Origin of the sequence: Sulfobacillus harzensis (assembly GCF_012933365.1) — a bacterium.
Taxonomy (GTDB): domain Bacteria; phylum Bacillota; class Sulfobacillia; order Sulfobacillales; family Sulfobacillaceae; genus Sulfobacillus_B; species Sulfobacillus_B harzensis.
Window position 1 is genome coordinate 17558 of record NZ_JABBVZ010000031.1, and the last position, 23325, is coordinate 40882.

General features: G+C 57.9%; 27 protein-coding genes and 1 pseudogene. 12 read left to right on the forward strand and 16 right to left on the reverse strand.

Annotated features, from left to right (window positions below):
- Positions 1 to 19 precede the first annotated feature (19 nt).
- Positions 20 to 151 (reverse strand): hypothetical protein, encoded by a 132-nt coding sequence (locus tag HIJ39_RS24615; RefSeq protein WP_275107312.1) that lies wholly within the window; start codon positions 149 to 151, stop codon positions 20 to 22.
- A gap of 180 nt (positions 152 to 331) precedes the next feature.
- Between HIJ39_RS24615 and HIJ39_RS10560 the strand changes: the two genes are divergently transcribed.
- Positions 332 to 1681 (forward strand): purine-cytosine permease family protein, encoded by a 1350-nt coding sequence (locus tag HIJ39_RS10560; protein ID WP_169099443.1) that lies wholly within the window; start codon positions 332 to 334, stop codon positions 1679 to 1681.
- Positions 1682 to 1766: 85 nt separating this feature from the next.
- Here HIJ39_RS10560 and HIJ39_RS10565 read toward each other — a convergent pair whose 3' ends face one another.
- Genes HIJ39_RS10565 through HIJ39_RS10585 form a run of 5 tightly spaced genes read right to left on the reverse strand, consistent with a single transcriptional unit; the run spans position 1767 to position 4961 of the window.
- Positions 1767 to 2921, reverse strand: a complete 1155-nt coding sequence (locus tag HIJ39_RS10565; RefSeq protein ID WP_169099445.1) for a cobalamin-independent methionine synthase II family protein — start codon at positions 2919 to 2921, stop codon at positions 1767 to 1769.
- A gap of 13 nt (positions 2922 to 2934) precedes the next feature.
- Complete coding sequence (locus HIJ39_RS10570; protein WP_207711613.1) at positions 2935 to 3693, reverse strand: sulfurtransferase TusA family protein; 759 nt, start codon at positions 3691 to 3693, stop codon at positions 2935 to 2937.
- A gap of 13 nt (positions 3694 to 3706) precedes the next feature.
- Positions 3707 to 4069 (reverse strand): DsrE family protein, encoded by a 363-nt coding sequence (locus HIJ39_RS10575; protein WP_169099449.1) that lies wholly within the window; start codon positions 4067 to 4069, stop codon positions 3707 to 3709.
- A 56-nt stretch (positions 4070 to 4125) separates the two neighbouring features.
- Positions 4126 to 4365 carry a sulfurtransferase TusA family protein gene (locus HIJ39_RS10580; protein ID WP_169099451.1) on the reverse strand — a complete coding sequence of 80 codons (240 nt, stop codon included), beginning with the start codon at positions 4363 to 4365 and terminating at the stop codon, positions 4126 to 4128.
- Positions 4366 to 4382: 17 nt separating this feature from the next.
- Complete coding sequence (locus tag HIJ39_RS10585) at positions 4383 to 4961, reverse strand: cytochrome c biogenesis CcdA family protein (RefSeq protein WP_476718341.1); 579 nt, start codon at positions 4959 to 4961, stop codon at positions 4383 to 4385.
- Between the two features lie 535 nt (positions 4962 to 5496).
- Between HIJ39_RS10585 and HIJ39_RS10590 the strand changes: the two genes are divergently transcribed.
- The 10 genes and pseudogenes from HIJ39_RS10590 (at position 5497) to paaD (ending at position 11786) form a co-directional block, all read left to right on the forward strand.
- The gene (locus tag HIJ39_RS10590) at positions 5497 to 6402 is read left to right on the forward strand and encodes an ABC transporter ATP-binding protein (protein WP_169099455.1); all 906 of its coding nucleotides are present in this window, start codon (positions 5497 to 5499) and stop codon (positions 6400 to 6402) included.
- Between the two features lie 19 nt (positions 6403 to 6421).
- Complete coding sequence (locus HIJ39_RS10595; RefSeq protein WP_169099457.1) at positions 6422 to 7489, forward strand: ABC transporter permease; 1068 nt, start codon at positions 6422 to 6424, stop codon at positions 7487 to 7489.
- A 62-nt stretch (positions 7490 to 7551) separates the two neighbouring features.
- The gene (locus tag HIJ39_RS10600; protein WP_207711614.1) at positions 7552 to 7956 is read left to right on the forward strand and encodes a GntR family transcriptional regulator; all 405 of its coding nucleotides are present in this window, start codon (positions 7552 to 7554) and stop codon (positions 7954 to 7956) included.
- A 117-nt stretch (positions 7957 to 8073) separates the two neighbouring features.
- Positions 8074 to 8184 (forward strand): annotated as a pseudogene (locus HIJ39_RS24130) (metal ABC transporter ATP-binding protein); the annotation flags it as partial.
- 43 nt (positions 8185 to 8227) lie between these two features.
- Positions 8228 to 8398, forward strand: a complete 171-nt coding sequence (locus HIJ39_RS23685) for a hypothetical protein (protein WP_207711615.1) — start codon at positions 8228 to 8230, stop codon at positions 8396 to 8398.
- Positions 8399 to 8404: 6 nt separating this feature from the next.
- Positions 8405 to 8746, forward strand: a complete 342-nt coding sequence (locus tag HIJ39_RS10610; protein WP_169099459.1) for a hypothetical protein — start codon at positions 8405 to 8407, stop codon at positions 8744 to 8746.
- A 474-nt stretch (positions 8747 to 9220) separates the two neighbouring features.
- Positions 9221 to 10159 (forward strand): 1,2-phenylacetyl-CoA epoxidase subunit PaaA, encoded by a 939-nt coding sequence (gene paaA, locus HIJ39_RS10615; protein ID WP_338055142.1) that lies wholly within the window; start codon positions 9221 to 9223, stop codon positions 10157 to 10159.
- A gap of 23 nt (positions 10160 to 10182) precedes the next feature.
- The gene (locus HIJ39_RS10620) at positions 10183 to 10536 is read left to right on the forward strand and encodes a phenylacetic acid degradation protein (RefSeq protein WP_169099461.1); all 354 of its coding nucleotides are present in this window, start codon (positions 10183 to 10185) and stop codon (positions 10534 to 10536) included.
- On the forward strand, positions 10533 to 11306 hold the full coding sequence (paaC, locus tag HIJ39_RS10625) for a 1,2-phenylacetyl-CoA epoxidase subunit PaaC (RefSeq protein ID WP_338055143.1): 774 nt from the start codon (positions 10533 to 10535) through the stop codon (positions 11304 to 11306). Before HIJ39_RS10620 ends, paaC begins: the two co-directional genes overlap by 4 nt.
- A gap of 24 nt (positions 11307 to 11330) precedes the next feature.
- A complete protein-coding gene (gene paaD / locus HIJ39_RS10630) occupies positions 11331 to 11786 on the forward strand; it encodes a 1,2-phenylacetyl-CoA epoxidase subunit PaaD (RefSeq protein ID WP_169099463.1) in 456 nt (151 codons plus the stop codon).
- Positions 11787 to 11908: 122 nt separating this feature from the next.
- Here paaD and cimA read toward each other — a convergent pair whose 3' ends face one another.
- From cimA to HIJ39_RS10680, 10 genes are all read right to left on the reverse strand, one after another.
- Positions 11909 to 13486: a citramalate synthase gene (gene cimA, locus HIJ39_RS10635; RefSeq protein ID WP_169099465.1), complete on the reverse strand. Its 1578-nt coding sequence runs from the start codon at positions 13484 to 13486 to the stop codon at positions 11909 to 11911.
- A 366-nt stretch (positions 13487 to 13852) separates the two neighbouring features.
- On the reverse strand, positions 13853 to 14800 hold the full coding sequence (locus HIJ39_RS10640; protein WP_338055144.1) for an NAD(P)-dependent oxidoreductase: 948 nt from the start codon (positions 14798 to 14800) through the stop codon (positions 13853 to 13855).
- Positions 14743 to 15696 (reverse strand): U32 family peptidase, encoded by a 954-nt coding sequence (locus HIJ39_RS10645; RefSeq protein WP_169099468.1) that lies wholly within the window; start codon positions 15694 to 15696, stop codon positions 14743 to 14745. Before HIJ39_RS10645 ends, HIJ39_RS10640 begins: the two co-directional genes overlap by 58 nt.
- 29 nt (positions 15697 to 15725) lie before the next feature.
- A complete protein-coding gene (locus tag HIJ39_RS10650) occupies positions 15726 to 16889 on the reverse strand; it encodes a mandelate racemase/muconate lactonizing enzyme family protein (RefSeq protein WP_169099470.1) in 1164 nt (387 codons plus the stop codon).
- A gap of 47 nt (positions 16890 to 16936) precedes the next feature.
- The gene (locus HIJ39_RS10655; RefSeq protein WP_169099472.1) at positions 16937 to 17731 is read right to left on the reverse strand and encodes an SDR family NAD(P)-dependent oxidoreductase; all 795 of its coding nucleotides are present in this window, start codon (positions 17729 to 17731) and stop codon (positions 16937 to 16939) included.
- Positions 17731 to 18564 carry an MBL fold metallo-hydrolase gene (locus HIJ39_RS10660; RefSeq protein WP_169099474.1) on the reverse strand — a complete coding sequence of 278 codons (834 nt, stop codon included), beginning with the start codon at positions 18562 to 18564 and terminating at the stop codon, positions 17731 to 17733. The genes HIJ39_RS10655 and HIJ39_RS10660 overlap by 1 nt, the downstream gene beginning before the upstream one ends.
- Positions 18565 to 18649: 85 nt before the next feature.
- Positions 18650 to 18868 carry a twin-arginine translocase TatA/TatE family subunit gene (gene tatA / locus HIJ39_RS10665; RefSeq protein ID WP_169099476.1) on the reverse strand — a complete coding sequence of 73 codons (219 nt, stop codon included), beginning with the start codon at positions 18866 to 18868 and terminating at the stop codon, positions 18650 to 18652.
- 19 nt (positions 18869 to 18887) lie between these two features.
- Positions 18888 to 19646: an ATP-binding cassette domain-containing protein gene (locus tag HIJ39_RS10670; protein ID WP_169099478.1), complete on the reverse strand. Its 759-nt coding sequence runs from the start codon at positions 19644 to 19646 to the stop codon at positions 18888 to 18890.
- Positions 19639 to 20652 carry an ABC transporter permease gene (locus tag HIJ39_RS10675; protein ID WP_169099480.1) on the reverse strand — a complete coding sequence of 338 codons (1014 nt, stop codon included), beginning with the start codon at positions 20650 to 20652 and terminating at the stop codon, positions 19639 to 19641. Before HIJ39_RS10675 ends, HIJ39_RS10670 begins: the two co-directional genes overlap by 8 nt.
- A 13-nt stretch (positions 20653 to 20665) precedes the next feature.
- A complete protein-coding gene (locus HIJ39_RS10680; protein WP_338055145.1) occupies positions 20666 to 21745 on the reverse strand; it encodes a sugar ABC transporter substrate-binding protein in 1080 nt (359 codons plus the stop codon).
- 274 nt (positions 21746 to 22019) lie between these two features.
- Here HIJ39_RS10680 and HIJ39_RS10685 point away from each other — a divergent pair, with 274 nt between their 5' ends.
- Complete coding sequence (locus HIJ39_RS10685; protein ID WP_169099482.1) at positions 22020 to 23159, forward strand: substrate-binding domain-containing protein; 1140 nt, start codon at positions 22020 to 22022, stop codon at positions 23157 to 23159.
- The last annotated feature ends 166 nt before the right edge of the window (positions 23160 to 23325 follow it).

Genomic DNA, 23325 nt, shown 5'->3' on the forward strand with positions numbered 1-23325 from the left:
CGACATAGTACGGGACGCTTCACGCCGAATAGGACGTGATGAGCCCTTTCTCGAAGGCGAGCACCTCCAGTTCAGGATTTCGCCGCTTGGCTTGGGACGCCGCGCTCATTCCTGCGCCGTCCCCGCCAACAATGACAATGCGTTTCGGCATGTTATTCCCTGCCTTTCCTCAGATGCCATATTTGTCCTTATTGTACCGTCGAGAACGTGGCAAACCTAGTTTCTTGGCAACGAGCCTCAGCATCCGTATGATGGAGAAGGCGTCGAGTTCAGCAAATAATTCGAAGCTCTTAGCAATTTTCATCCTGTCCACATTTCAAGGAGGATTCGTATGAGTCATTCCGAAGCCGAACACACCCCTTCGGGCATCCTCGGCGAGGTCGAAACTGTTGGTATTTTGCCGGTTCCCGACGATCAGCGCACCATGTCGCCCGGCAAGATGACGGTGGTCTGGCTAATGGCCTCCGCCTCTGCCACCACTCCCCTAATCGGGGCGCTCTTGTTCCACTTCGGCGTCACCGACATGATTTTTGCCATTGTCTTAAGTTGGCTGATTGGCCTCGTCCCTGCCGGACTCTTTTCGGAGATGGGCCGCGAAGTACCGCTGACCGGGCTCATCGTCGCTCGGAAGACCTATGGCACCTCGGGCGCATTTTTATTCTCAGTGCTCTTTACCTTCGTCAACATGGGCTGGTTCGGTCTGAACACCGCGGTTGCCGGCGAGACGCTACAGGCCATTACCCACATGTCGGGCACCCTGTGGTTCTGGATCATCGGCGTCGTGCAGGTGGTGCTGGTGCTTTTTGGCATGAAGTGGCTGGAATACTTCTATCGGTACACCTCCGTGGTTCTGCTGGTCTGTTACGGAGTGCTCGCGTATCTGTTATTCTCCCGCTTCCACGTTGCCATGCCCGGGGCAACCGCCCCCATGGCCTGGGGCACCGCCATTACCACCGTCGTCACCTTCTCCATCTTGGCGTGGACCTATAAGGTGTCGACCGTCTCGCGCTTCGCCACGCCGGCCTCGGAACCCAAGGGGCGGACCGCCTTCTTCTTGGCGCCTTCGGTAGGAATTATGGTCTCGGTGCTGGTCATGGGTCTCATGGGGATGTACTCCCAACAAGCCACTGGAAACTGGAACTTGGCATTGCTTGGCGCGCATGCCCCCGTTTGGGGCGTCATTGCCGCCGTGGGCGTGGCGTTGGCCATTATCCACACGAATGCCATGAACCTCTATCCATCAACCGTCGACTTATTGGTCGCGCTCAACACTCTGAGAAAGCCGAGTCGTTGGGAGCAGCCCATTGCCACCATTATCTTAGGCGTCTTGGGCACGGTGTTGGCCATTCTTGGCATTTTAAACCATGTTCAGGGATTCCTCGACGTGATTGGCGACGTCATCATCCCGTTCACCTTCATCATGCTGGTGGACTGGGTCTGGGTGCAGAAAAAGCGCACGCCAGCAGGCGAGTTCTTTGAGCGGCCAACCACGACGCGAGGATGGTGGAGCTGGTCGGCGGTTATCACCTTCGCCATTGGCGTCGTCATCTCCATTTGGGGCGGCAATTGGCTTCCCGGCCTCTTTACTACGGTGCTTCCCCTGCCGGTGGTTGGGGGACTCATTTCCGCCATTTTGTACGCCTTATGGGCGGTGCCACGGGCCAATCCCCAGAACGCCTAACCTGACGCTGGGCCGGGTTCTCCCGGCCCCTTTTCTTTGAGGGTGCTTCGTCGACGAATCACGGAACGGGACAAAGCTGTCCCCCCTAACCACGCAGGCGCATGGCCGCCTGCTGCATCACGCTAAGCTTAGCCTGTGCCACGGTTGCACTATTCATGGGTCGCTGCGAGAAAGTCCCAAATCCACAATCCGGATTGAGGAACAGGCGGCCGGGATCGGTGTACTGGGCCGCTTCCCGAACTCGTTTCATAACCTCATCCACCGTTTCCACACGATCCGTCCGCGGGTTAACCACCCCAAGCCCAATCCCTTGCGGCAAATCCGCCAGCAACGCCATCGATCCGGCACGTTCGGTGGCGAATTCCAATACTAGCTGATCCACCTTGAGCTGGGACAAGTAAGGAATCAACGGCGCATAGCTCCCGCGCAGCAGCACCTCCTCGTGACGACTCCAGTTTCCACGACAGACGTGCACACCGAGCGTTACGCCGTCGTGGCTGAGATCTTCCACCACCCCGTTAATCAAGTGGGTGGCGAACTCAAGTTCTTGTTCAGCATCAGCTTTTGCGGACAGCGCCCCGCACATGAAGGTGCGGTGAGCATTCTTTTGAGTAAACACCAATTCAGTTAATACCGGTTCATCCAACTGCACCATCGCTACTCCACTATCTATCAAGTCCCGTACTTCTTCGCGCAATACCCGGACCACATCATCGGCCAAGTCTTCTTTCGTGGGGTAAAATGGCCCTGTAAGGCCCTCGACCCACATAGCGCGGGTCAATAGGTATGGGCCTGGCAAGGCGACTTTGATAGGTCGGTCCGTCACGGATCGGAGAAATGCCACTTCCGACTGCGCAATCGAGCGGCCACGGTTGATACGCCCCACGGCCACAGGATTCCGGAGTGCAAAAGCCGGGACGTCCAACGTTCCCAGAATCTCTTCGAAGCCCGCCTTGTCTTCCACGTATGGAAGCATTTCGGAGACAGTCATCATCTCGACGTTGTCGAGGGCGGCTGCCACAAAGGAAATGAAGTTGTCGCGGCGCTGCTCGCCGTCTGAAACCATGGTGACACCGGCCTCTTCCTGCGCGCGGACCACCGCGCGCACCGCATCGTCGGCCACTGTCTGAAAATCCTGATCGCTGATTCGGCCTGCGTGGCGATCGCGAAAAGCCGCTTGCACCGCTTCCGAGCGTGGCCAACTGCCCACCACCGTGGTGGGAAATCTAGAAATACTCACGATGTCTCCCCCTCTAAACCATCATCCAACGAAGCCTCATCGTCACCACCGGCATTAACGTTTGCACCAGCGGCGAGCGTTTCAACGTCATCTGCCAGACCTCATCCAGCGCGGCCCGTGTAGCCGGACTCGAGACATAGAGAACCCCTTCGAGGGAGGAGATGCGGGGAACGCCCTCGGTGTCCACCCCCAGGTGTGTCAAGATATTCTCAAGGCGTGCACTGCCGACCAGTTCCATGTCATCGATGAGGAGGTGCCGTTCGGCGGCGACTTGGGAAAATCCCATCAAAACCGCCCCGGCCACCGCGGACACCAGATAATCCACGGCGCTAGGGGCCTCGACTTCTTCAGCAAAGGATGCCGGCTGCCCAACCTGCCATTCCAAATTGCGGCCGTAGACGCGCGCTGGTGCCTTGGGACGATATTGAACCCGAACGCGCCACACATACTGTTCAGCCGCCTCCAAGTCCTGTTCGACACTCGTAGGCAGTTCTCGCTCGACACCTTTTCTGACGTGATAGTAGGTATAGCCGCCCTCTTGAGGCCATTGCCCTACCAGCGTGTGACCCGTCATCCTGCACCATGCCGGCAGATCGACGCTGACCGACGGCTCTCGGCTTTGTACCTCCAAAATTTGTCCGGGGCTCAGCGGCGCGATAGCCCGGCGGATAATCAGCAGCAAGCCGGACCCGCAATCCAGGTCACCCCCATCGCATACGGCATTATAAGGCGGGCGCTCTGCCGACCCGCCTTGTCTCTGTTCTCCTGCCACGGACATGCCCTCTTTAGTACGTAATGCTGGAGGCACCAGGCTTCATGAATTCAACCAGCTTGGCTCCGCCCACGATGGTTGCCCCTTCCACCAACGCGGTCTCGTCGAGGTGGCGCTTCTTGAAACACGGACTGCAAACATAAATTTTTCCGCCTTCCTCTACGAACTGGTCCATCAAGTCTTTGAGCGGCGCGAAGCCTTCTTCGTGGATAGTCTCGGCCCGTCCCTTTTCCGCAAGATACACTCCATTGGTCGAGAGAAAAACCAACGTCTCGCTCCCTGACGCCACCGCCGCATTGGCTACGACAAATCCAACGGTCGCCTTGTCGCCATCGTCGTCCGCGTGAGTAATGCTCACCATAAAGCGATCAGCCATCTTGCTCCACCCTTTCTGTTCTTTTTGTCCGTATCTGCTGCCGATGATCTAATGACCTACCGTTTTCGAATCCAGAAATGAATTGCGCGCGTATCGCTGTTGCGATCCATTTGGGTCAGTTCATAACCCCGCATGCGACACCAGGCGGGAATATCTTCAATCGACCCCGGATCCCGTGTAATCAGCTCAAGGACGGCATCGGGAGGAAGTTGCCGCATGCGACGGCTTAATGCGACGACCAACTCACCGCAGCCCATGTCGCCTGCATCATACGTCGCGGTGGTCTCAGATTCCATTGCGGTTCCCCTTCCGGCTATTGTAGAAACTGCTTTAAGATGGGGCCTGTCTTCCAGGTCGCAAGACCTTTGAGGATGTCACCATCATTGACAATCAAAATGATCGCCACGGCAATCGTGAGCCCCCCGGCAATTTGGTTGATGCGAACGATGTGGTGGTCCTTGAGGTTTTTAAACTGACGCACGATGCTCTGGCCGAACACGCCAACCACCAGGAACGCCAACCCAAAGCCCACCGCATAGACAATCAGCGTCACGATGGCTTTCCCGAGATAGGGATTGCCCGCAATAAGCGTGAGGGTTAAGAGCAACGTCACCTGAAATCCCATGGCGAGCCCGATTCCCGTCACATAGGACCCCCACAAGCTTGGCGCAGTCGCGCCAGCCGCACCGCCCCGAAGTCGAGGGTTAAACCATCCCAACCGGAGAACCCCGACCCGTTCTAGGCCGACCACCAGCAGCACAATGCCGCCTGCGACGCCCAGGGCGCTCATGGCGTGGGGGAACCACTGCAAGACGAAGGCAGCCGACAGCCCCAACACAATGACCACCGTCAACACCCCGAACATAAGCGCTAACGCATGCTGCAACCGCATGCGAAAAGCCGCTCCCGAAGAGCTCCCAACCTGAGAGCCCACCCCGCCAATATGACCCACAAAGGCGGGGAATATGGACAACAGTCATGGGGCGCAAAAAGAGAGGAGTCCGGCCACAAACGCAGCACCTAGCAACGATTTCACCTCCCCCTGATTTCCGCCATCTAATGCCGAGCATACATTTGTTGGATCCCTTTCTCACTAAGTCATTCATATTTTGCATATGGTTAAGCGTCACGACGTCGACACACCGCTGCAACAAGGGTTTTTGGGAATGACGCCTGGCCTCTCATGGCGTTCTGAAGACAAGCGTATTGGTTGCGATGATGGGCGGTTACAGCAGGGATGATTCCGATAGGACACCGCATACCCCCTCGTGTCGTGCCGGGTGAATTTGGCCGCCCTGCGCAACGCGCTAAATTTTCGAAGGCCAAGCGATCGATCCAATACGCACTCAGTGTATCATGTGTTATGATACACTTGCCACCTGACGATTCATCCGTAACCACATGGAACCATGAATGAAGGAGGAGTCATGCAAGAGAACGCTTTGCGTCTAGAGAATGTGACGAAACGCTACGGGACCATGACCGCTGTCGACAACCTGACGTTGACGGTGCCATCCGGCATTGTTTTCGGCCTGCTCGGCCCCAATGGGGCTGGGAAGACAACCACGCTGGAAATCGTTGAAGGCCTTCGACGGCCTGATGTCGGACACGTGTGGTGGGGCGACGTCGATGTTGCGCAACGCCCAGAGCGGGCCCGATCACGGTTTGGTGTACAGCTGCAGACTAGCGCATTTTTTGAATTGCTGACGGTCAGAGAAACCCTTGAGCTGTTCCATAGCTTCTATCGCCGTCGCCTTCCGGTGCCCGAACTGATTTCACGCCTTGACTTAGAAGAGAAGCAGAATGCCCGAGTCGACGGCCTCTCGGGCGGCCAGCGCCAACGTCTGGCCCTAGCCGTGGCGCTGATCAATGACCCGGAGGTGGTGTTTCTTGACGAGCCATCTGCTGGTCTCGATCCCCAGGCACGCCGCAAGTTGTGGGAGGTCATCTTGGGGTTGAAGGCGGAAGGCCGAACCGTCGTGTTGACCACCCATTACATGGAAGAGGCGGAATTTCTGGTCGATCGCCTGGCGATTATCGACCGCGGCCGTGTCCTCGACGAGGGAACGCCCCGGGAGCTCATTCAGCGCCATATGCCGGCCGCCGTCGTCGAGGTGTCGCGATCAGTCGGAGTGAATTCCACGGTGGACCTGCCTGCCGTGCGGCGGATGGAAGAACGTGATGAGGTCACCATGCTGGTCAGCGACCGCCTCGAAGACACGCTTGTGGGTCTCGTCAACTGGGCCCAGCGCGAAGGACGCACCATCACGGGACTCACCACCCGCAATGCCACATTAGAAGATGTTTTCTTGGAGCTGACAGGGAGGAGCTGACAGGGAGGAGCTTACGCGAATGAACGCCATTATCGTGCTTACCCGCAGTCTGCTTCGACAGACGGTACGCAATCGTCAGGGCTTGTTTTGGACGTTGTTTTTCCCTCTCGTGCTCATGCTCGTCTTCAGCTTCCTCGGGAACTCTCAAAATCGGGTCAACTTAGCCATCGTTGCACCCCCGGGGCAATCACCTGCCGTCGTCAAGGCCTTTCAGCAATCTCCGCTTTTTCACGTCCAGAAGCTCGGCCGCCATGCCGCTTTGCAGGAGGTGCAACGGGGACAAATGGACGCAGCTCTGCTCATCCCTTCCGAAGTAGCGCACCACACCACAACACTAACCCTGCGATACAACAACGCGAACGCGGTGAGTGCGCAGCAGGCTGTCGGTGCCGTTGATGCCTTTGTAGCCCAAACCGACATTGCATTGTCGGGAAGTCCCCCGCTCTTTCGAGTGTCCGCGCATGCGATGACGCACTCACACAGTGCCACCTACCTGGACTTTTTGCTGCCGGGCATCTTGGCGCTGATGACGATGCAAAATAGTCTCTTTGGCATTGGATCCGGTTTGACCCGGTGGAAAGAAAAAGGCATCCTGCGGCGTTTTCGGGCAACTCCAGTCAAGCCGGCCCAATTGCTCGCAGCCACGGTCGTCAACTATGTGGTGATCGGTCTCGCGAGTGCGGCTATCGTAATTGGATTCGCCACCCTCATCTTGCATGCGTCCGTTTTGGTGCCTGTGGGGCCGACCCTGTTGGTTTTGCTCCTGGGCATGGCCTCCTTCTTGTCGATCGGATTTATCGTCGCCGGGTTATCGAAAAGCCAGGAAGCGACAATCCCCATCATTAACCTCATCAGCTTCCCCATGATGTTTTTATCGGGTGTTTTTTTCCCGGTGTCGTCGCTGCCCCGTATTCTGGCTGACATCGTCCAATACTTTCCCCTCACGTATGTCTCCAACGCATTACGCGGTCTTATGAGCGGCCAATTGACCATCGGCGCCGCAGCGTTTCGAACCGACATGGTGGGTTTGGCGGTTTGGATCGTAGTGACAGGGGCCATAGCGTCTCGGGCTTGGCGGTGGGAATGAGCCGGTAGGTCCGTCTGCGCGCAGCCCGTGCAATTTTGGACAAGACCGACACGGAGGGAGCGATGCATTTGGAGGAACGGGACGTCGGCCCACTCCGCTTTGTGCTGGATTTAAGCCAACCCATCTATGAACAGATCGTGGAACAGATGAGCGGTGCCATTGCGCGGGGGGACTTGGACCTGGGCGAGAAGCTTCCATCGGTCCGTGACCTGGCGCAGGGCCTGAAGGCCGCTCCCAATACCGTCGTGCATGCGTATCAGGAATTGGAGCGTGAAGGTCTCATCGAAACCCGGCGTGGCCAAGGCACCTTCGTCACGACGTCGACGTCCGTTGTTCACGAATTTCGGACGACACTTGCCAAAGAGCTCGCGGCTCAGTTTCTTCAGCAAATGCGGCGATTAGGGTTTTCGCTCACCGATATTCAACATCTGTTGTGGGAGCGAGGTAAAGGAGGAAACAAGACCTGATGGCAAACTTGGTGGGGGCGTGCACCGATGTGAGTAACGGTATGGCAAACGGATCGCCCTTGACCGGCTGACTCTCGAGATTTCCAGGGGCGGGATTATCGGGGTTCTGGGACCGGACCTAATGGCTCAGGCAAGTCCACCTTGTTCCGCACCTTGATGGGACTCACCCGACCGGACACCAGCCATCCGCGTCATGGGCGCCCATCCCGGATGGCAGAGGAATGCTGATACGAGAGAAAAAATGGTACGGTGGGATGGTGGCTCGCCTGCGATGCCGCGATGGAAGCTCTTGCTGTCGAAATGGGTGGCGTCCATGATTTTGATGGTGCCGAGATCAGGCTACCTCGCGGTGCTGACTCTGCTTGGGATCTACACCATGGTCGTGAATGGCACCCTGTCGTCCACCGTCCAATTCCATTTTTTACTCAACGGCTTGATTTAGACCGCCATGATGTACTGTCTCATTCCGCCTATGGCGGCCCTGGGGGTGCTGTTGGGCGTCCTGACCTATTCGCGGTTGAAGGATCTCAACCCGGCTGTTTGGCTGCTGCTGATAGCGGCGAGTTGGCTACCAGTGACGCACCCTAGCTTGTACGTGGCCGTCAGCCAATCGACGACGCTGACCGTCAAGCCAGCCTTCGGTACAGCGATAGGCGACATGGCGTCTCGCCTGTGGCATCGTTTGGCTGGCCACCCGCGTCTTGACCCGGTTGACGGCCATTTAGCGTCACAAGCCAACGGCGGAACTCGCAGGTGCAGCGAACAAGAGCGCTGCCTTGGCGACTGGTGAAAGACTTGGAAGAAGAGCTATCCGGATGCAGTGATGACCAGAACCAATACAGAGACACTTCGTGTTGATCCATCTTCCAATTGATAGTGGTTGCTCAAAAGTGAGAACCAGCGGCAAGCACTTATGCGCTAACCCCCCGTTCGCGTAAGACAACGGAGTAATGTCGAATTGCGTGCTGACCAAATAGTGGACCGTATGAAATTGGTCGCCGGCACGAAGAAGCATAGGACGACGCCTAAACAACCATGGGGGGCTCTTAGGCTACCACGCGGTGCCAGCGCCGGGGCCTGAAAATCCAAGGCCCCCGGCCCATGGCCACCTTCACTGCCCCTCCCTCCAGCCATTCACGCTGGGGCATCCATTACAACTTTATTCCCGGCCAGTACGGCCAGGAATCTCATACCCTCTTGCAATACCAAAGCCAACCCAGTATCGTATTCATAACAAGCGCTTGCTTGGTTAGGAGGAGATACTGTGTCCGACCGGGAAATGGAGTTCAATCAACGGATTGCCGCGGGAGAGAAAATTGAAGCCGTGGACTGGATGCCGGATGAATATCGCAATCTCTTGATTAAACAGATTCACATGCACGGCATCAGTGAAATCATGGGTGCCTACCCGGAAAAAGAATGGGTAACCAAGGCTCCCTCAATCAAGCGAAAGCTCGCCTTGAACGCCAAAGTGCAGGATGAAATTGGCCATGGCCAAATGCTGTTGCGGCTTGCCGAGGATTTGAGCCGACCCTATCATCGCGGCCGCGAAGCCTTGATGGATGATGTGTTGGACGGGCGCGTCAAGTTCCACAACGTCTTTCACTTGGAAGCGCCGACCTGGGCGGACGCTGGCGTCATTGGATTCTTAGTCGACGGAGGCGCCATCATTACCCAGGCCATGCTGTTAAACTCCTCGTACGCGCCGTATGCCCGCATGTTGAAGCGGATTGTCGCGGAAGAAAGCTTTCACATGCAGCACGGCGAATCGGTGGTATTGGCGCTGGCCTCGGGAACCGAGGAGCAACGCGCGATGCTGCAGGGCGCGATTAACCGTTGGTGGCCCGCCATGATGTTCTTTTTCGGACCGCGAGAAATGGGACCATCATCCAAGCGGATGCTGGACTACCGAATCCGCACCATGACCAACGAAGAGCTTCGGCAAAAATTCATCAACCGCTATGCCCCCCGCATCCAAGCCCTGGGCATCGACATTCCAGATCCGGCGCTTCGGCACAATCCGGCAACTAACCTCTGGTCCTACACCGATCCGGACTGGGAGTGGTTTTCTGATGTCGTGCACAACAATGCCGGCCCCATGTCTCAGGCGCGGCTGGCGCTGCGCCGCCAAGCCCAGCAGGATTTGGCCTGGTTCCGCCAAGCGCAACAGCGTGCTGCCGCAGCGGCGACCCGCGGCGCCTAAAATGCTAGAAAGGAGTGGCTCCCTTGGCCATTGACGATCTTCCGGTATACGAGGTGTTTTGGCAAAAGGACGCCCTAAGCTTTGCCACACATGTGGGCAGCGTTCGCGCGGCGTCGGACCAGGCGGCTTTGGAAGCGGCCCGTGAAGCGTATTTTCGGCGCGACAGCGCGTTTGACATCTGGGTGGTCCGCGAGGACCACATTGCACGGGCTCGTGTGATACCCGAAACCCTGCCGGACGCTCCCGAGACCAAGTCGTACCGCCTGCCCAATGGGTACGACAACGCGCCCTTATGGAAGAAGTTTAAGGCGCAGGCACAAAAAATCGAGGATGTGGCCGCCGAAATGGCCGCGTCTCAAGGAGGGTCAGAACGGTGAGGCTGGTTACCCAGGAGCACATTGACGGATTAAAGCATCTTCTCATCCCCGTGGCGGATGACGAATGGATGATGGGACACCGAGGGTCCGAATGGCTTGCACTCGCCCCCGATCTGGAAGAAGATCTGGCGCTAAGCTCGTTAAGCCAGGACGAGATGGGCCATGCCCAGCTCTTTTACGACTTGGCGCACGGGTTGGGCGAGAGAGAGGCCGATTATCAAGTGTACCACCGCCCCGCCGACCGCTGGCATCACGCCGCGCTGACCGCCAGGCCGCGGGATGGTTGGGCCGAATGGGTGGTGCGCCGCTACCTCTATGAAATCTTCGACAGTGTGCGCCGCCGGGCTTTCAGCCAAATCCCCTATCCCCCCTTGCTGGCCGCGCTGAAGAAAATGGACCTTGAAGAATCGTACCACCTTACCCATTCGCGGTCCCTGATGCGCGCCCTGGCGTTTGGCGGTTCGGAAAGCCGCGCGTACCTCGACCAGGCGCTCAAGACGGACTGGCCGCTGGTCCCCGATTTCTTTGAATGGTCCGGGCCGGACGATTTCTGGGCCGGATTCGCGGTCCATGATCTCGCACCGAGTGTCATGCGCAGCAACGTCCAATCCGTGGTGCAACGGGACTTTTCCGACTGGGGAATTGCCTGGCCGGGCGACTTTGGGCCCGCGTCCCGAAAGGCCCGCCACCACATCGGCTCAGATGAACTCGCAGCACTGTTGAACGAGATGCGAGAAGTCCGACAGGTAGCCCCGGCGTCCAATTGGTAGACCGGGGAACAAAGGAGATTCGAAATGGTGACGAGACAAGAGGTGCTGCATCGTCTGCAGGCGGTGCACGATCCGGAAATTCCAGATCTGAGCATCGTCGACATGGGGATGGTGACCGACGTGGTCGTGACGAACGACTCCGTAGAGGTGACGCTCAGACCGACCTATATTGGCTGTCCCGCTTTAGACTGGATCAAATCCGCCGTCGAACGTGCCCTGGAGCCCACGATAGCCGAGGTTCAATTTAACATGACCGCTTTGTGGTCCACGTCAGATTTGTCGGAACAAGGTCGCGACCGGTTGAAGCGGTTCGGCATTGCCCCGCCGCGGGAAGGCGGCGAGGCGGTGGAGTGTCCGCATTGCGGATCGGACGACACCCACATGACCAGTCCGTTCGGATCCACCCTCTGTCGTTCCATCTACTATTGCCAGCACTGCCAAGTTCCCTTTGAAGCGTGGAAGACGCTGGGGCGAGCCTAGTTGCCGCGCCCCCCACACCAACAGGGTGGGATTGCCTTGTTCGGCGAACACCACGGGTGAAAGAGAATGCGCCGTCTCAGTCGGGACTCTGAGACGGCGTTGGGTGTTCTCATGATTTTCCGCTACGCTTGGCTTTCTACCGCTTCTTGGTGGCGACTGGGCGCCTCTTCGCTCCACAGCAAAAAATCGATGGCATCCACCAATGCCTGCCATGACGCGACCAAGATATTGCGCGACACGCCGACTGTCTGAATCACGCGGTTGTGGTATTCCGATCGGATCCACACGCGCACGGCAGCCCCCGTCGCATCCCGCCCGTTCAGAACCCGCACTTTGTAGTCGGTTAAATGCAGATCGCGGACTTGCGGGTAGACTTGGGTCAGCGCCTTCCGCATGGCCTCGTCCAATGCATGGACGGGTCCAGCGCCCTCTCCCACCTCCACGAAGCGGGCGCCGCCCACCAGAATTCGCACTGTCGCCTCACAAATGGATGTGGAGTCGTGCGTGACGGAAACATGAAACCGGTCGACCCCGTAATAGGCCGGGACGTGATGCAATGATCGCTCGACCATGAGCCGCATCGACGAGTCGGCATCCTCGAACTGATAGCCGTCGGCCTCCAATTGCTTGACTTGCTCCACCAGGGCTTGAATTTGCTCGGCATTCAACAACGAGTCAAAGTGATACAGCAAATTGGAACGGCCAGAGAGCTCAGACACCAAAATCCGCCGCGTCTGTCCCACTTGAGCCGGGTCGATATGTTCGTAGGCTTCCGGATGCTTGCGCACCGCCCCCGCGTGCACCCCTCCTTTATGGGCAAAGGCATTTTCACCCACATAGGGGGCGCCGTCATCAGCGGCCAGATTGGCGATTTCGGAGACCGTACGAGACAACCGGGTCAAGTCCTTGAGCCGCTCGACGCGGCCCGCCTCGAAGCCCATTTTCCAAACCAAGTTCGGCCAAACGGTACATAAATTGGCGTTTCCGCAACGCTCGCCATACCCATTGATGGTTCCCTGCACCATGGTGGCCCCGGCGGCCACGGCCTCCAGGGAATTAGCCACCGCAAGCCCGGCATCATTGTGAGCATGAATGCCCAACGGCAGTCGGCTGACAGTTTTCGCAGCCTCCACGCCATTACGAATGTCGATGGGCAGCCCACCACCATTGGTGTCGCACAAAACCAGCCATGATGCCCCACCGGCCTCCGCTGCCGACAATACCGCCAAGGCATAATCGGGTGCGGCTCGGTACCCATCGAAATAATGCTCAGCATCAAATATGACCGTGACGCCGTGCTCCACCAAGAAGCGAACCGATTCCTCCACCATGCGCAGGTTTTCGGTCACGTCGGTCTCGAGGATCTGCTCGACTTGAAAGACGGACGCCTTGCCAAAGAGGGTCGCGACCGGGACTTCCAATTCCAGAATGCTTCGCAAGCTGGCATCCTCATCGACCAAAATGCCCTTCCGGCGCGTGCTGCCGAATGCCGCCACCTGCGCGGTTTGGAACTGGCCACGAGTGCGTTCAAAAAACGCCGTGTCTTTCGGGTTGGACGCCGGCCATCCGCCCTCGATGAAATCCATGCCGTAATCGTCAAGAAGCTGCGCAATTTGGAGTTTGTCCTCCAACGACAAGCTGAGACCACGGCGTTGTGTCCCATCCCGCAATGTCGTGTCATACAAATAGACTCGTGCCATCCCGTTGCAACCCCCTGTCGCGTTAATGAAATAAAGTTTCGAACACTATACCATAATGGATAAGGTTTCCGGGACGGCGTTAGAAATATGGTGGCCGGGAATCGCGTTCCCATGTTGCGCGCGTCGGCCTTACTCTCTAACCGATAATTCACTGAATCGAAAGAAAGGCATTGTGAGGGGACAAAAAAGCGCAGAGAGGGTGGCCTCTACCGAGGGTTGTGCGCGTTTTCCGCTCTGATGGCGCCTTCTATAAGAAAGGTGATGCCTCTCAATCGCCCATTAAGCACGGGGAGACCCCGCATGTCTCTCTGGGGCCTCCCAGTCCGCAGAAAACGTAGCGCAGGACGCCAGCTGGCTTCCTGCCTCTCACGCTTCCCCTGTTCCCGATCCGGACAGTTTCCCATAGATCTTTAACAGCCCGGCCACATCCGAGTCTCCCTCGCCCATTTGGCAGGCCATCTGATACAAGCTGGCCACTAAGGCCAGCCCCGGCAAGGGGACACCCAATTCCCACGACAAATTGGTGGCCAGGCGCAGATCTTTGACCATCAGCCGCGCGGCGAAATCCGGAGGAAATCGCCCGGTTAAGAGCTTCTCCCGCTTGGATACGGCCATGCCGTTGTTCGCCCCGCCCCCCGCGATCACATCCAAAAACTGCTCCGGGTCCAGGCCGCTACGTTGAACAATGGAGAGTCCCTCGGCCACGGCCAGCATATTCAGGGCTGCCATCGTGTTGTTGGCCAGCTTGACCGTGCTGCCGGCGCCCGACGGACCAACATGCAGAGCGTTTCGTCCCATAGCTAAAAAGAGTGGCCGGGCCCGTAAAAACCCCTCTTCGGGACCGCCGACCATAAACGTCAAGATGCCGTCCCGGGCCTGGGGCGCACTCCCGGTGACCGGCGCATCCAGCATGATGGCCCCGCGCGCCGCGAATTTCCGGCTCAGCGCCCGGACGAGTTCGGGCGACACGGTACTGGAGTCGATGACCAGCGTTCCCGGGCGAACGGTTGCAAGACACCCCTCGTCCTCTCCACCAAGGACCGCGTCGACGGCGGCGTCATCGGACAGCATCGTCACGATGACATCGGCCTCCTTCGCCCCTTCCGCCGGGGACGACGCCACCTCCACACCCTGCTCCCGAAACCATGCCAAAGGCTTAGAGCTTCGGTTATAGACGGTAAGGGCATACCCCTTGGCCAATAGATTTTTCGCCATAGGGGCCCCCATGGTTCCCAAGCCGGCAAAGAAAATACGCATCATATCTGTCCTTTCGCATCGTGGAGAATGGGCACCGCCAAGTCCGCCACGGGGCATCCCGGCGGGCTCATCAACTCTTCCAGCCCTAGCCTTCGAATCTGTTCCCAGGCTACGCGTGCCCGGTGCACCCGCTCTCTTCCCAACTGCACGGCTTGAGCCTCCCAATGTTTCCCGCTGGGATAAATGTTGGGTGCGTTGCGAACGCCGAACTTCAAGTAAACGGGGGCCAGGTAGCGGATGAAGTCTTCGATTTCCCGGTACCGCACAAAGCCTCCCACATCGTCGGGCGATTCGACGTAGATATCCAGTGGGACGCCGGTCACTTGCCGTATTGTCGACATTTGCTCTACCGTCAAGTCTGTCGGACAGTTGTAGGTGGCCACCCCAAAATCACTGAGGAGCTTGATGGACAAGGGGTTGGCCGCACCCATCATCACCGACACTTTAATACGCATGTCCTCAGGCCAAATGCCCTGCTGCTTGAGCTGCTGGTGTGCGGCAATGAGCCCTTCGTCCGCCACCAGCACCGATCGAATCCCCAGTTCGTAGGCCCGGAACACATCGTCGAGCGCCGCGCGAACCGCATCGATTCCCCGGAGGCGCGGTCGGACCACCCCGCCATTCGGGGCCGCCTGCATCGCCGACGGCTCAAATCCGGCCCGGGGGCCCACAAATAAACTCACCTCAACCGCATGCTGGCGTCCCATGGCCGCCATTTCGCCAATCTCGCTGTCGGTCAAGAGCTGAATGCCGCTCCCTTCGGACACGCGATGGAGCGGAACATCCAAGTTCTTTGCCTCATCAAGGACCGCTTCCAGAACACGGGGGCCTTCCACGCTGGGAATTTCAAAGCGGAATGATCCTCCATCCTGAAACCGAACGGCGCTCGGCTCGCGCTTGTCGTCATCAAGGGGCATATTGAGAGCCACCAATGCCCTTTCGCTTTGCCTCATGGCGAATCCCTCCTCTTCTCTTGGACCCGCTAGTGGGTGGATTCAAACCCGCGGCGCTGCTCCCATCCCGTCCGGAAGAGCGGCAGGAAGTTCTGCGGATTGTATGGGTGGCGCAGAATTTCATCAATGTTCAAGTCCGCGCCCAGCCCAGGTGCCTCCGGCGGCACGACATAGCCGTTCTCCTGGGTCAGGTGATGGGTTAATAGGCGTCCTTCCCATTCGGCGTTGAACTCGTCGAAGAACTCGTGCAGATAAAAGTTGGGACTGGCGGCGTTGAGGTGAGCGCAGACCAGGGAGCAAATCGGGCCTTGGGCGCTATGCGGGGCAATCACGGCGTTATGGGCATGCGCCATTCCCACCACATCGCGCGCCGCGGTCAGCCCCATATGCTGCGGCTCCAACTGCACCACGCTGACGGCATCATGCGACAGCAATTCTGAGAATTGCTCGCGGGAATAATAATCTTCGCCGCACGCAATCGGCACCGGCGAACGGTGCGCCACCTCCACCATAGATGCGATGCGATATGGCGGAACCGCCGCCTCGAACCACGACGGTTGGTACGGCGCAATGGCCTCGGCGAACTGCAGCGCCGTAGCCACGGAGAAGCGATTGTGGCCCTCGATGAGAATATCCACGTCCGGACCCACCGCATCCCGAACAGCCGCCACAATATCCACCGTGAGGTGAAACTCGGGGCGATCGACGACCCGCCAGGCCGTGCCAAACGGGTCAAACTTCAAGGCCGTGTAGCCCCGGCGAACCACCTCCTTCGCTTGCTCGGCAAACGCTTCGGGGGTGCGGCCGGCCTCCGATTGATACCAACCATTGGCATAGACCCTCAACTTGTCGTGCACCTTGCCGCCCAACAGTTGGTACAATGGCACTCCCAAGGCCTTGCCCTTAATGTCCCAGCACGCGGTCTCAATTGCGCTCAGTGCCGCCCCTTGAATTTGCCCGCCATCGGAGAAGAAATCCCGAAACAAAAGCAGGCTCAGCCGACTCGTGTCAAACGGGTCCATCCCTTTGACCACTTGAAACATCTCATGAATGGCGGCTTCTGTCGCCTTGCCAAATCCGTTGACGGTTCCTTCCCCGATTCCGCTGATGCCTTCGTCTGTGCTTAAGCGACAGAAAAGCCAGTTCTTCCAAGGATTCCCCGCTATGTAGGTCTCGATTTCTGTGATGCGCATGTCCTCGCCTCCCTCAAAATAACCACCTGTACATGTCTATGCGTCTTCTACCGCGAATTCTGACGCGGCAATTCCAACTGTTGGCTGTATACGGTATGGCTCAGGCCACCGTCTATTTTGATGTGCGCGCCCGTCATGTACGGCTCCCGACAGACAAACGCCACCGCGCGTCCGACATCTTCCGGGGTGCAAAGCCGTCGGAAGGGCAGCGCCTGGCCGCCCGCCTTCAGCATGTCGTCCGAGTACCAACGGTGTTCCCCGGGTGTATCCACCCAACCAGGCTCGACGAGGTTCACTCGAATGCCATTCCACATTAATTCCGTCGCCAGCGACAACGCCATGTTGTGCTGGGCGGATTTCACAATCCGATAGTCCATGCCGCCGGGATACGGCAAATAGGCCCATGGTGATGTCAGTTGGATCATCGTTCCGGCGATATGGTTCTGGACCATTCGGCGCGCGAATACCTGCAGCACGTGAAATGCCCCGTAAATGCCCACCTCAACGGCGCGCGACAATTCGTCAAACGGGGTGTCGAGGAAGGGCCTCCGCTCGCTGGTGATAGCGTTTGATACCACAATCGAGGCCGGCCCCAGCGTGGACTCCACCGCATCAGCCAAGGCTTGGACATCTTCTCTTCGGCTGACATCACCACTAACATAAAGGGAACGCACGTCAAACTGGCGTAACTCCTCCATTAAGGCGGCCGCTTGTTCGCCGGGCTTTAGATCAAAGATGCAAATGTCGGCCCCAGCCTTGGCCAACTCGACAGCAATGCCTCGGCCGATACCGGCAGCCGCACCGGTCAGCACCGCAATTTGCCCTGCCAGTTCATCTCCCATTATCGTTGCTCCTTAGTGTCAAAGTTGCGGCAAACCAAATCCGCTAATGTGCGTGTGGCACGGAATGCCTGGTCGTGGCCCAGCAAAATCGGGTTGCCGTAGCCCAGCACCACGACGTTAAGCCATGGATGACGCTCCCGCGCATATCGTACGGCCGCTTCCACACGTCCCAAGTTCCCCCAGAAGGCGTCATAGTGCATGGGGACCAGTGTGCGTGCACCGATCTGAACCGCTAGTTCCACAGATTCTTCAGCGGTCAGATTGCCGACGATGTCCCGCGATTCCCGAAAGTAGTCACGTCCGTTGATGGGCAGCATGGCGACATCAATGCGATGTTGCGCGAGATCCTCAATCATCCCTGGATAGAGAATGGTGTCGCCACTGTGATACACGGTGACCCCCGGGGCCCGGATTACGTAACCCAGAAAGCGTCCGGGCGGATCGCCAAGGCCATATCCTCCATTCGCATGGACGCCGTGCGCGCTCAAAACCGGGGTCACCGTGAAGTCTCCAAGCGCCAGGTCTTGTCCGGGCCTTGCCAAGTACAAGCGCTGATCCCGAAATCCCAGGGCCTGGGCAGCGTGTTCCAACGGCTCGGGAACAATGAGGGATAGGGCCGGCATCGTGGCATGAATCTGCTCGAGAAGCGGTTGATCAAAGTGATCAATATGCTCATGGGTCACAAGCGCCGCATCGAGTGGGTCCAGATCGGGCAGCGTCATCCAAGGCTCTTTGGCTCCCGCCGTTGCGGTAAGAAACAAATCCACCGCGATGCGGGTCGTTCCAGACGCCAAGAGAAAGCTTGCTTGCCCAATCCAGGTGATCTGCACCATCGTTCACTCGCCCCCAGTTAACCAAAAAACAGAGACCGGCACGCGCCCGCTTGGCCGCGCGTGCGCTTGACATGTGTTCCGGGCTTTATTGACCCGGCGTCTGGTCCATTGGGGCGGCGGATTCCTCCGTGGCGACGGTGGCCACCGCGTCCGTCTTTATCTCATGACCCGCCTGGCCGTCCCGGAACATCTTCATTGTCTGTCCCAGCCCCTTGCCCAGCTCGGGCAGCCGCTTGGGCCCGAAAATCAAGAGAACGATAATCAAGAGCACAATAATGTGCATCGGCGAGAATAGGTCGAACATGTTGCCTTCCCCTTTCTTGCTAGCCGGCTCGGTAGTCGGACATCACCAACTCGGTGAGCTCATCGACGGAGGTCTCCCCCACCGCCTTGTCAAACACCACCCGGCCGTGAGAGAGCCAATTGACGCGATCACAGACCTCAAACACCTGCGCGTAATTGTGGGCGATAAGCAGGATGGCGGTGTTTTTGGTCTTCTTCAAATCGACCACCAGATCCAGGATCATGCGTCCTTCCCGGGCTCCCATGGCCGCCAGCGGCTCGTCCAGAATCAATACCTTGGGTTCGCTGAAGATGCTGCGAGCCACCGCGATGGCTTGGCGCTGTCCTCCGGAAAGCCAAGCCACTTCCGTATTGACGTCGGGTACGTTGACCTTGATTTGCTTCAGATACTCCACCGTCTGCCGCCGCATCTCCCGATCGTTGAGGAACGGAATGCCAAGAATGCGCCGAAGTATTTCCTGCTTGAGAAACACGTTTCGGTAGATGGGGAGATGGTTGATGAGGCCTAAGTCTTGGTACACCGTCTCGATGCCGCGAAGGCGCGCATCCGCCGGCGACGAAAACCGGACCGGCTTCCCTTCCATCAACAGTTCGCCGTGGTCTTGCGCGTGATAACCGGTCAGTATCTTGATTAACGTCGACTTGCCGGCGCCGTTGTTGCCGACCAATCCCACGACCTGCCCGGGGTACAGGCGGATGTTGACCTCCTCCAGCACGCGAACCGGGCCAAAGGACTTGCTGATGTTCTTGGCTTCGAAGATGGCATTGTCGCTAGCCACTCCTTCCCGCCCCCTTTCGGACCCGCGACATGCGGATGTTCAAAATCATGGCCACGCCGATGGCTAGACCAAGCACCAAGTCGAAATAGTAGGCATTCACCCCTAAGAGATTCAGCCCTTCCTGCAGTGCCGCAATCACGAATGCGCCAATGGCGGCGCCGATAATGGTTCCGGAACCGCCGGTGAGCGCCGTGCCGCCAATGACCGCGGCCGCAATGCCCTCCAGCAAGAGACCGGTGCCCCCCGCCAAGGGATCAATTGACGAAATGCGGAATCCTTCGATGATGCCCAGCAACCCGGACAACCCCGATGCCAAGACGAAGTTCCAGATTTTCACCCGGTCGACGGCAATCCCGACCTCCCGGCTGGCAATCAGGTTGCTCCCCACCGATGTGGTATGCAGTCCAAAAGGCGTCTTGTTTAGGATGAAATGCCAAATGACCACGATAATCACGGCCCACGCCACTATGCTGTATGTCCCACCGCCCATAATGGTGGTCAAAAGGGTGGATGGCGGGGTGACCGGAAACCCGTTGGTAATTATCAGGGTTAAGCCATTTAAGGCATACAGCACCGCCAGGGTGGCGATAAACGACGGGACGCCCACCTTCACGGTGAGCACGCCGTTGATGAATCCGACCGCCAGGCTGGCGGCCAGCGCGACAAGAATCGCCACAACCAGCGGCACCCCCGCTTGGTTGATGAAGTACATGACCACCGGCGCGAAGGCAAAGACATTTCCCACCGATAAGTCAATTTCGCCCAGCACCATCACCATGACTTCGGCCACACCGACAATGGCAATCTCCGCAGCGAGTTGGAAGGCCACCTGAAGATTGCCGAGCGTAAGGAACTGTGCGCTCAGCACCTGAAAAATCACAATCAGGGCGACCGCCACCAAGCCAATAGACGCTTCGCGATAGCGAAGAACCCTCAAAATGCCCCCTTCCCCGCCCTGCGACCGCTGGCTTGGGGAACCGGGGTGTTGTTCCGGTTGCGCGCTCATAGCGACATCCTCTCTATGCCTTCGCTAGGTCAAGCTCTTTTGACGTCGATCCTTCAAATCGGGATTTGGTCTTGAGATAGGGAGCGACATTGGCCTTGGTGATGAATTTGAGGCCTGTCTCGATGTCGGAAGGGTACTCCAACCCGCCCGAGAGCTTGTACAAATAAAGCTCCAACAGCGGATAAAAACCCTGCTGGTACGGCTGCTGATCAATGGTGAAGTCCACGTACCCTTCTTGAATCAGTTGCAGAGTCAGCGGCAGCAGGTCGAATCCGCCGGCGTGCCACCCCTGGGAGGTCAGATTGTACTGCTTCATCACCTGCCCCAAGCTCTGGGTGCTTCCGGCGTCCACCGCAAACATGCCTTTGGCGCTCTTGTGCCCCTGATACCAGGACTGAACGGCTGGGAGCTCTTGCTCCAGCAAGGCGCCCGTTGCCACCACGTCATAGCTGATCGGGCTGCCGGCCGCTTTGATGGCCGCGATAATCCCGTCCATGCGCGGCTGAATGTTCAGGGAGCCCGGGGTGGCAATAAAAAGACCGATGTGGCTCCCTTTGGGAACCAGCTCAAGAATGCGTTGGCCCAGCAATTGCCCCGCTTGATAGAGGTTTTGCCCGATATAGGCCATGCGCTTGTTGGGGCTGCCCGCCGGCGCATCGCTGTTGTAGGATACCACAGGGATGCCGGCCGCCAGCGCCCGCGCAATGGGCGCATTGAATGCTGTGGGATCGATGATGGACGTGGCAATTCCGTCGGCATTGGCCGCGATGGCTGCATCAATGGCGTTGACCATTTGACTCACCTGGCTGGTCTCAGAGCCTGTCCACGAATAAGTGCAGCCCGTCATGTTGCAGGCATCCTGAATTCCGTAAATCGTGGGGACAAAGAATGGATTGGTTGTCACGTGGTTCACGAACACAAATTTCCATTTTGGATGGGATGGATAATCAGTGCCGCTTCCGGAAGAAGCATTGGCCGTCTTAATGCCGCACGAAGCTAACAAGGCGGTGGTGGCGATGGTCGCCCCACCCATGACCCCGCCTTTGAGAAGCGATCGGCGGCTGACGTTGAGCGCATTGTCCTTAGTGTCCACAAAATACCCTCCTGTCTTATTCGACCTGATCCGTTGGCGTTACGGTTCGAACAGGGTGGTTATGTAATGCTCAGAAGTGGAAACCCAGCACGCACCAATTCGTCTCAATACACACTATTCTCAGGCAAGATGAAACCTTGAGAAATAGTGGAATCAGTTTATCCGGTCATTTCCAGTTAGTCAATATCGGATTTTCACTCTTTTTCCATAATCGGTAGCACTAGACCCTAAAAAATCGCTATAGTTAAAGGCAACAACCGCAAGGAGGACGAGCGTGGCCAACCAAAAAAATCCCATGTACGTACAAATTGCCGACGAACTGCGCAAGCGGGCGGCAGCAGCCCACAAAACGGGAGGCCGGATGCCTACCGAGAACGAGCTGATGGCTCAATACCACGTGAGTCGGCACACCGTGCGTCAGGCTCTCGACCAACTGGTTCACGAAAACTTGCTGGTGCGCACGCCAGGCAAGGGCACCTTTGTCGCGGAGCCCCCTCCCACCGCCTCCCAAGTTGTGGCGGTGATCCTTACGTATATTTCCGACTACATTTTCCCGGCCATCATTCGCGGAATTGAGCGGCGGCTTCAAGAAGAATCCTTCAGCATGCTGCTGTTCAGCACCCAGAACCAGTTTGACATGGAGCGTCGAGCCTTTGAGTCGGCTTTGAGCCACCACTGCCGCGGTATCATTATTGAACCCGCCAAGAGCACCTTGCCGAGCGCCAATATGGATATGTTCGAGAAAATGTACGGACAAAATCTGCCGGTTGTCATGCTGCACGCCGCGTCGCCAGGGCTTCCTCCGTTTCGGAAAGTGTTGGTGGACGACCAAGAGGGTACATACCTGGTCACGCAGCATCTCGTGACTCAAGGCCATGCCCGGGTGGGCGGAATCTTTAAGGTAGACGATAAGCAGGGTCTTCTGCGGTTCAAGGGATTTGTGCATGCTTTGCAACAAGCCGGACTGCGCTTCAATCCCGACTGGGTGCACCTCTATACCACGGAATCAAAGGCTGTTGTGACGGAACAGTACACCCGGGCCGTGTTTGGCAATCGGGATGCCCAGCCAACAGCTGTGGTGTGTTACAACGACGAAATTGCCGTCAACCTTCTCAAACAAGCCGCCGCTCAAGGACTGGCGGTTCCTGAAGAGCTCTCGATCGTCGGGTTCGACGACTCGCTGCTGGCATTGGCCAGCCAACCGGAACTGACCACCGTCCGGCATCCTCAAGAGGAGATGGGCCGCATCGCCGCCGATGAACTTTTGGCGATGATTCATGGGCGGACCGTACCCGCAGACCAACGAACGCTCCGGCTGACGCCCCAGCTGGTTGTGCGAACCTCCGCCCAGCCCCCCAGCGGCGCCAATGCCGAGTACAGTTATGGAGGACTCCATTCCGGGCCGATGGAATAACCGCCGCGGCGCACGCGGTCTACTGGGATGAAAATGCGACTATCGTGCGGTTTAACGCCCGACGACAACGCGCTCTAGAGAAGACACTTGAGGGTTTTTCATAACTGGACAAATCACGGCTGTGGATAAGTGCTCCCCCTTGATGATGCCCTTTCCAACGTTCTGA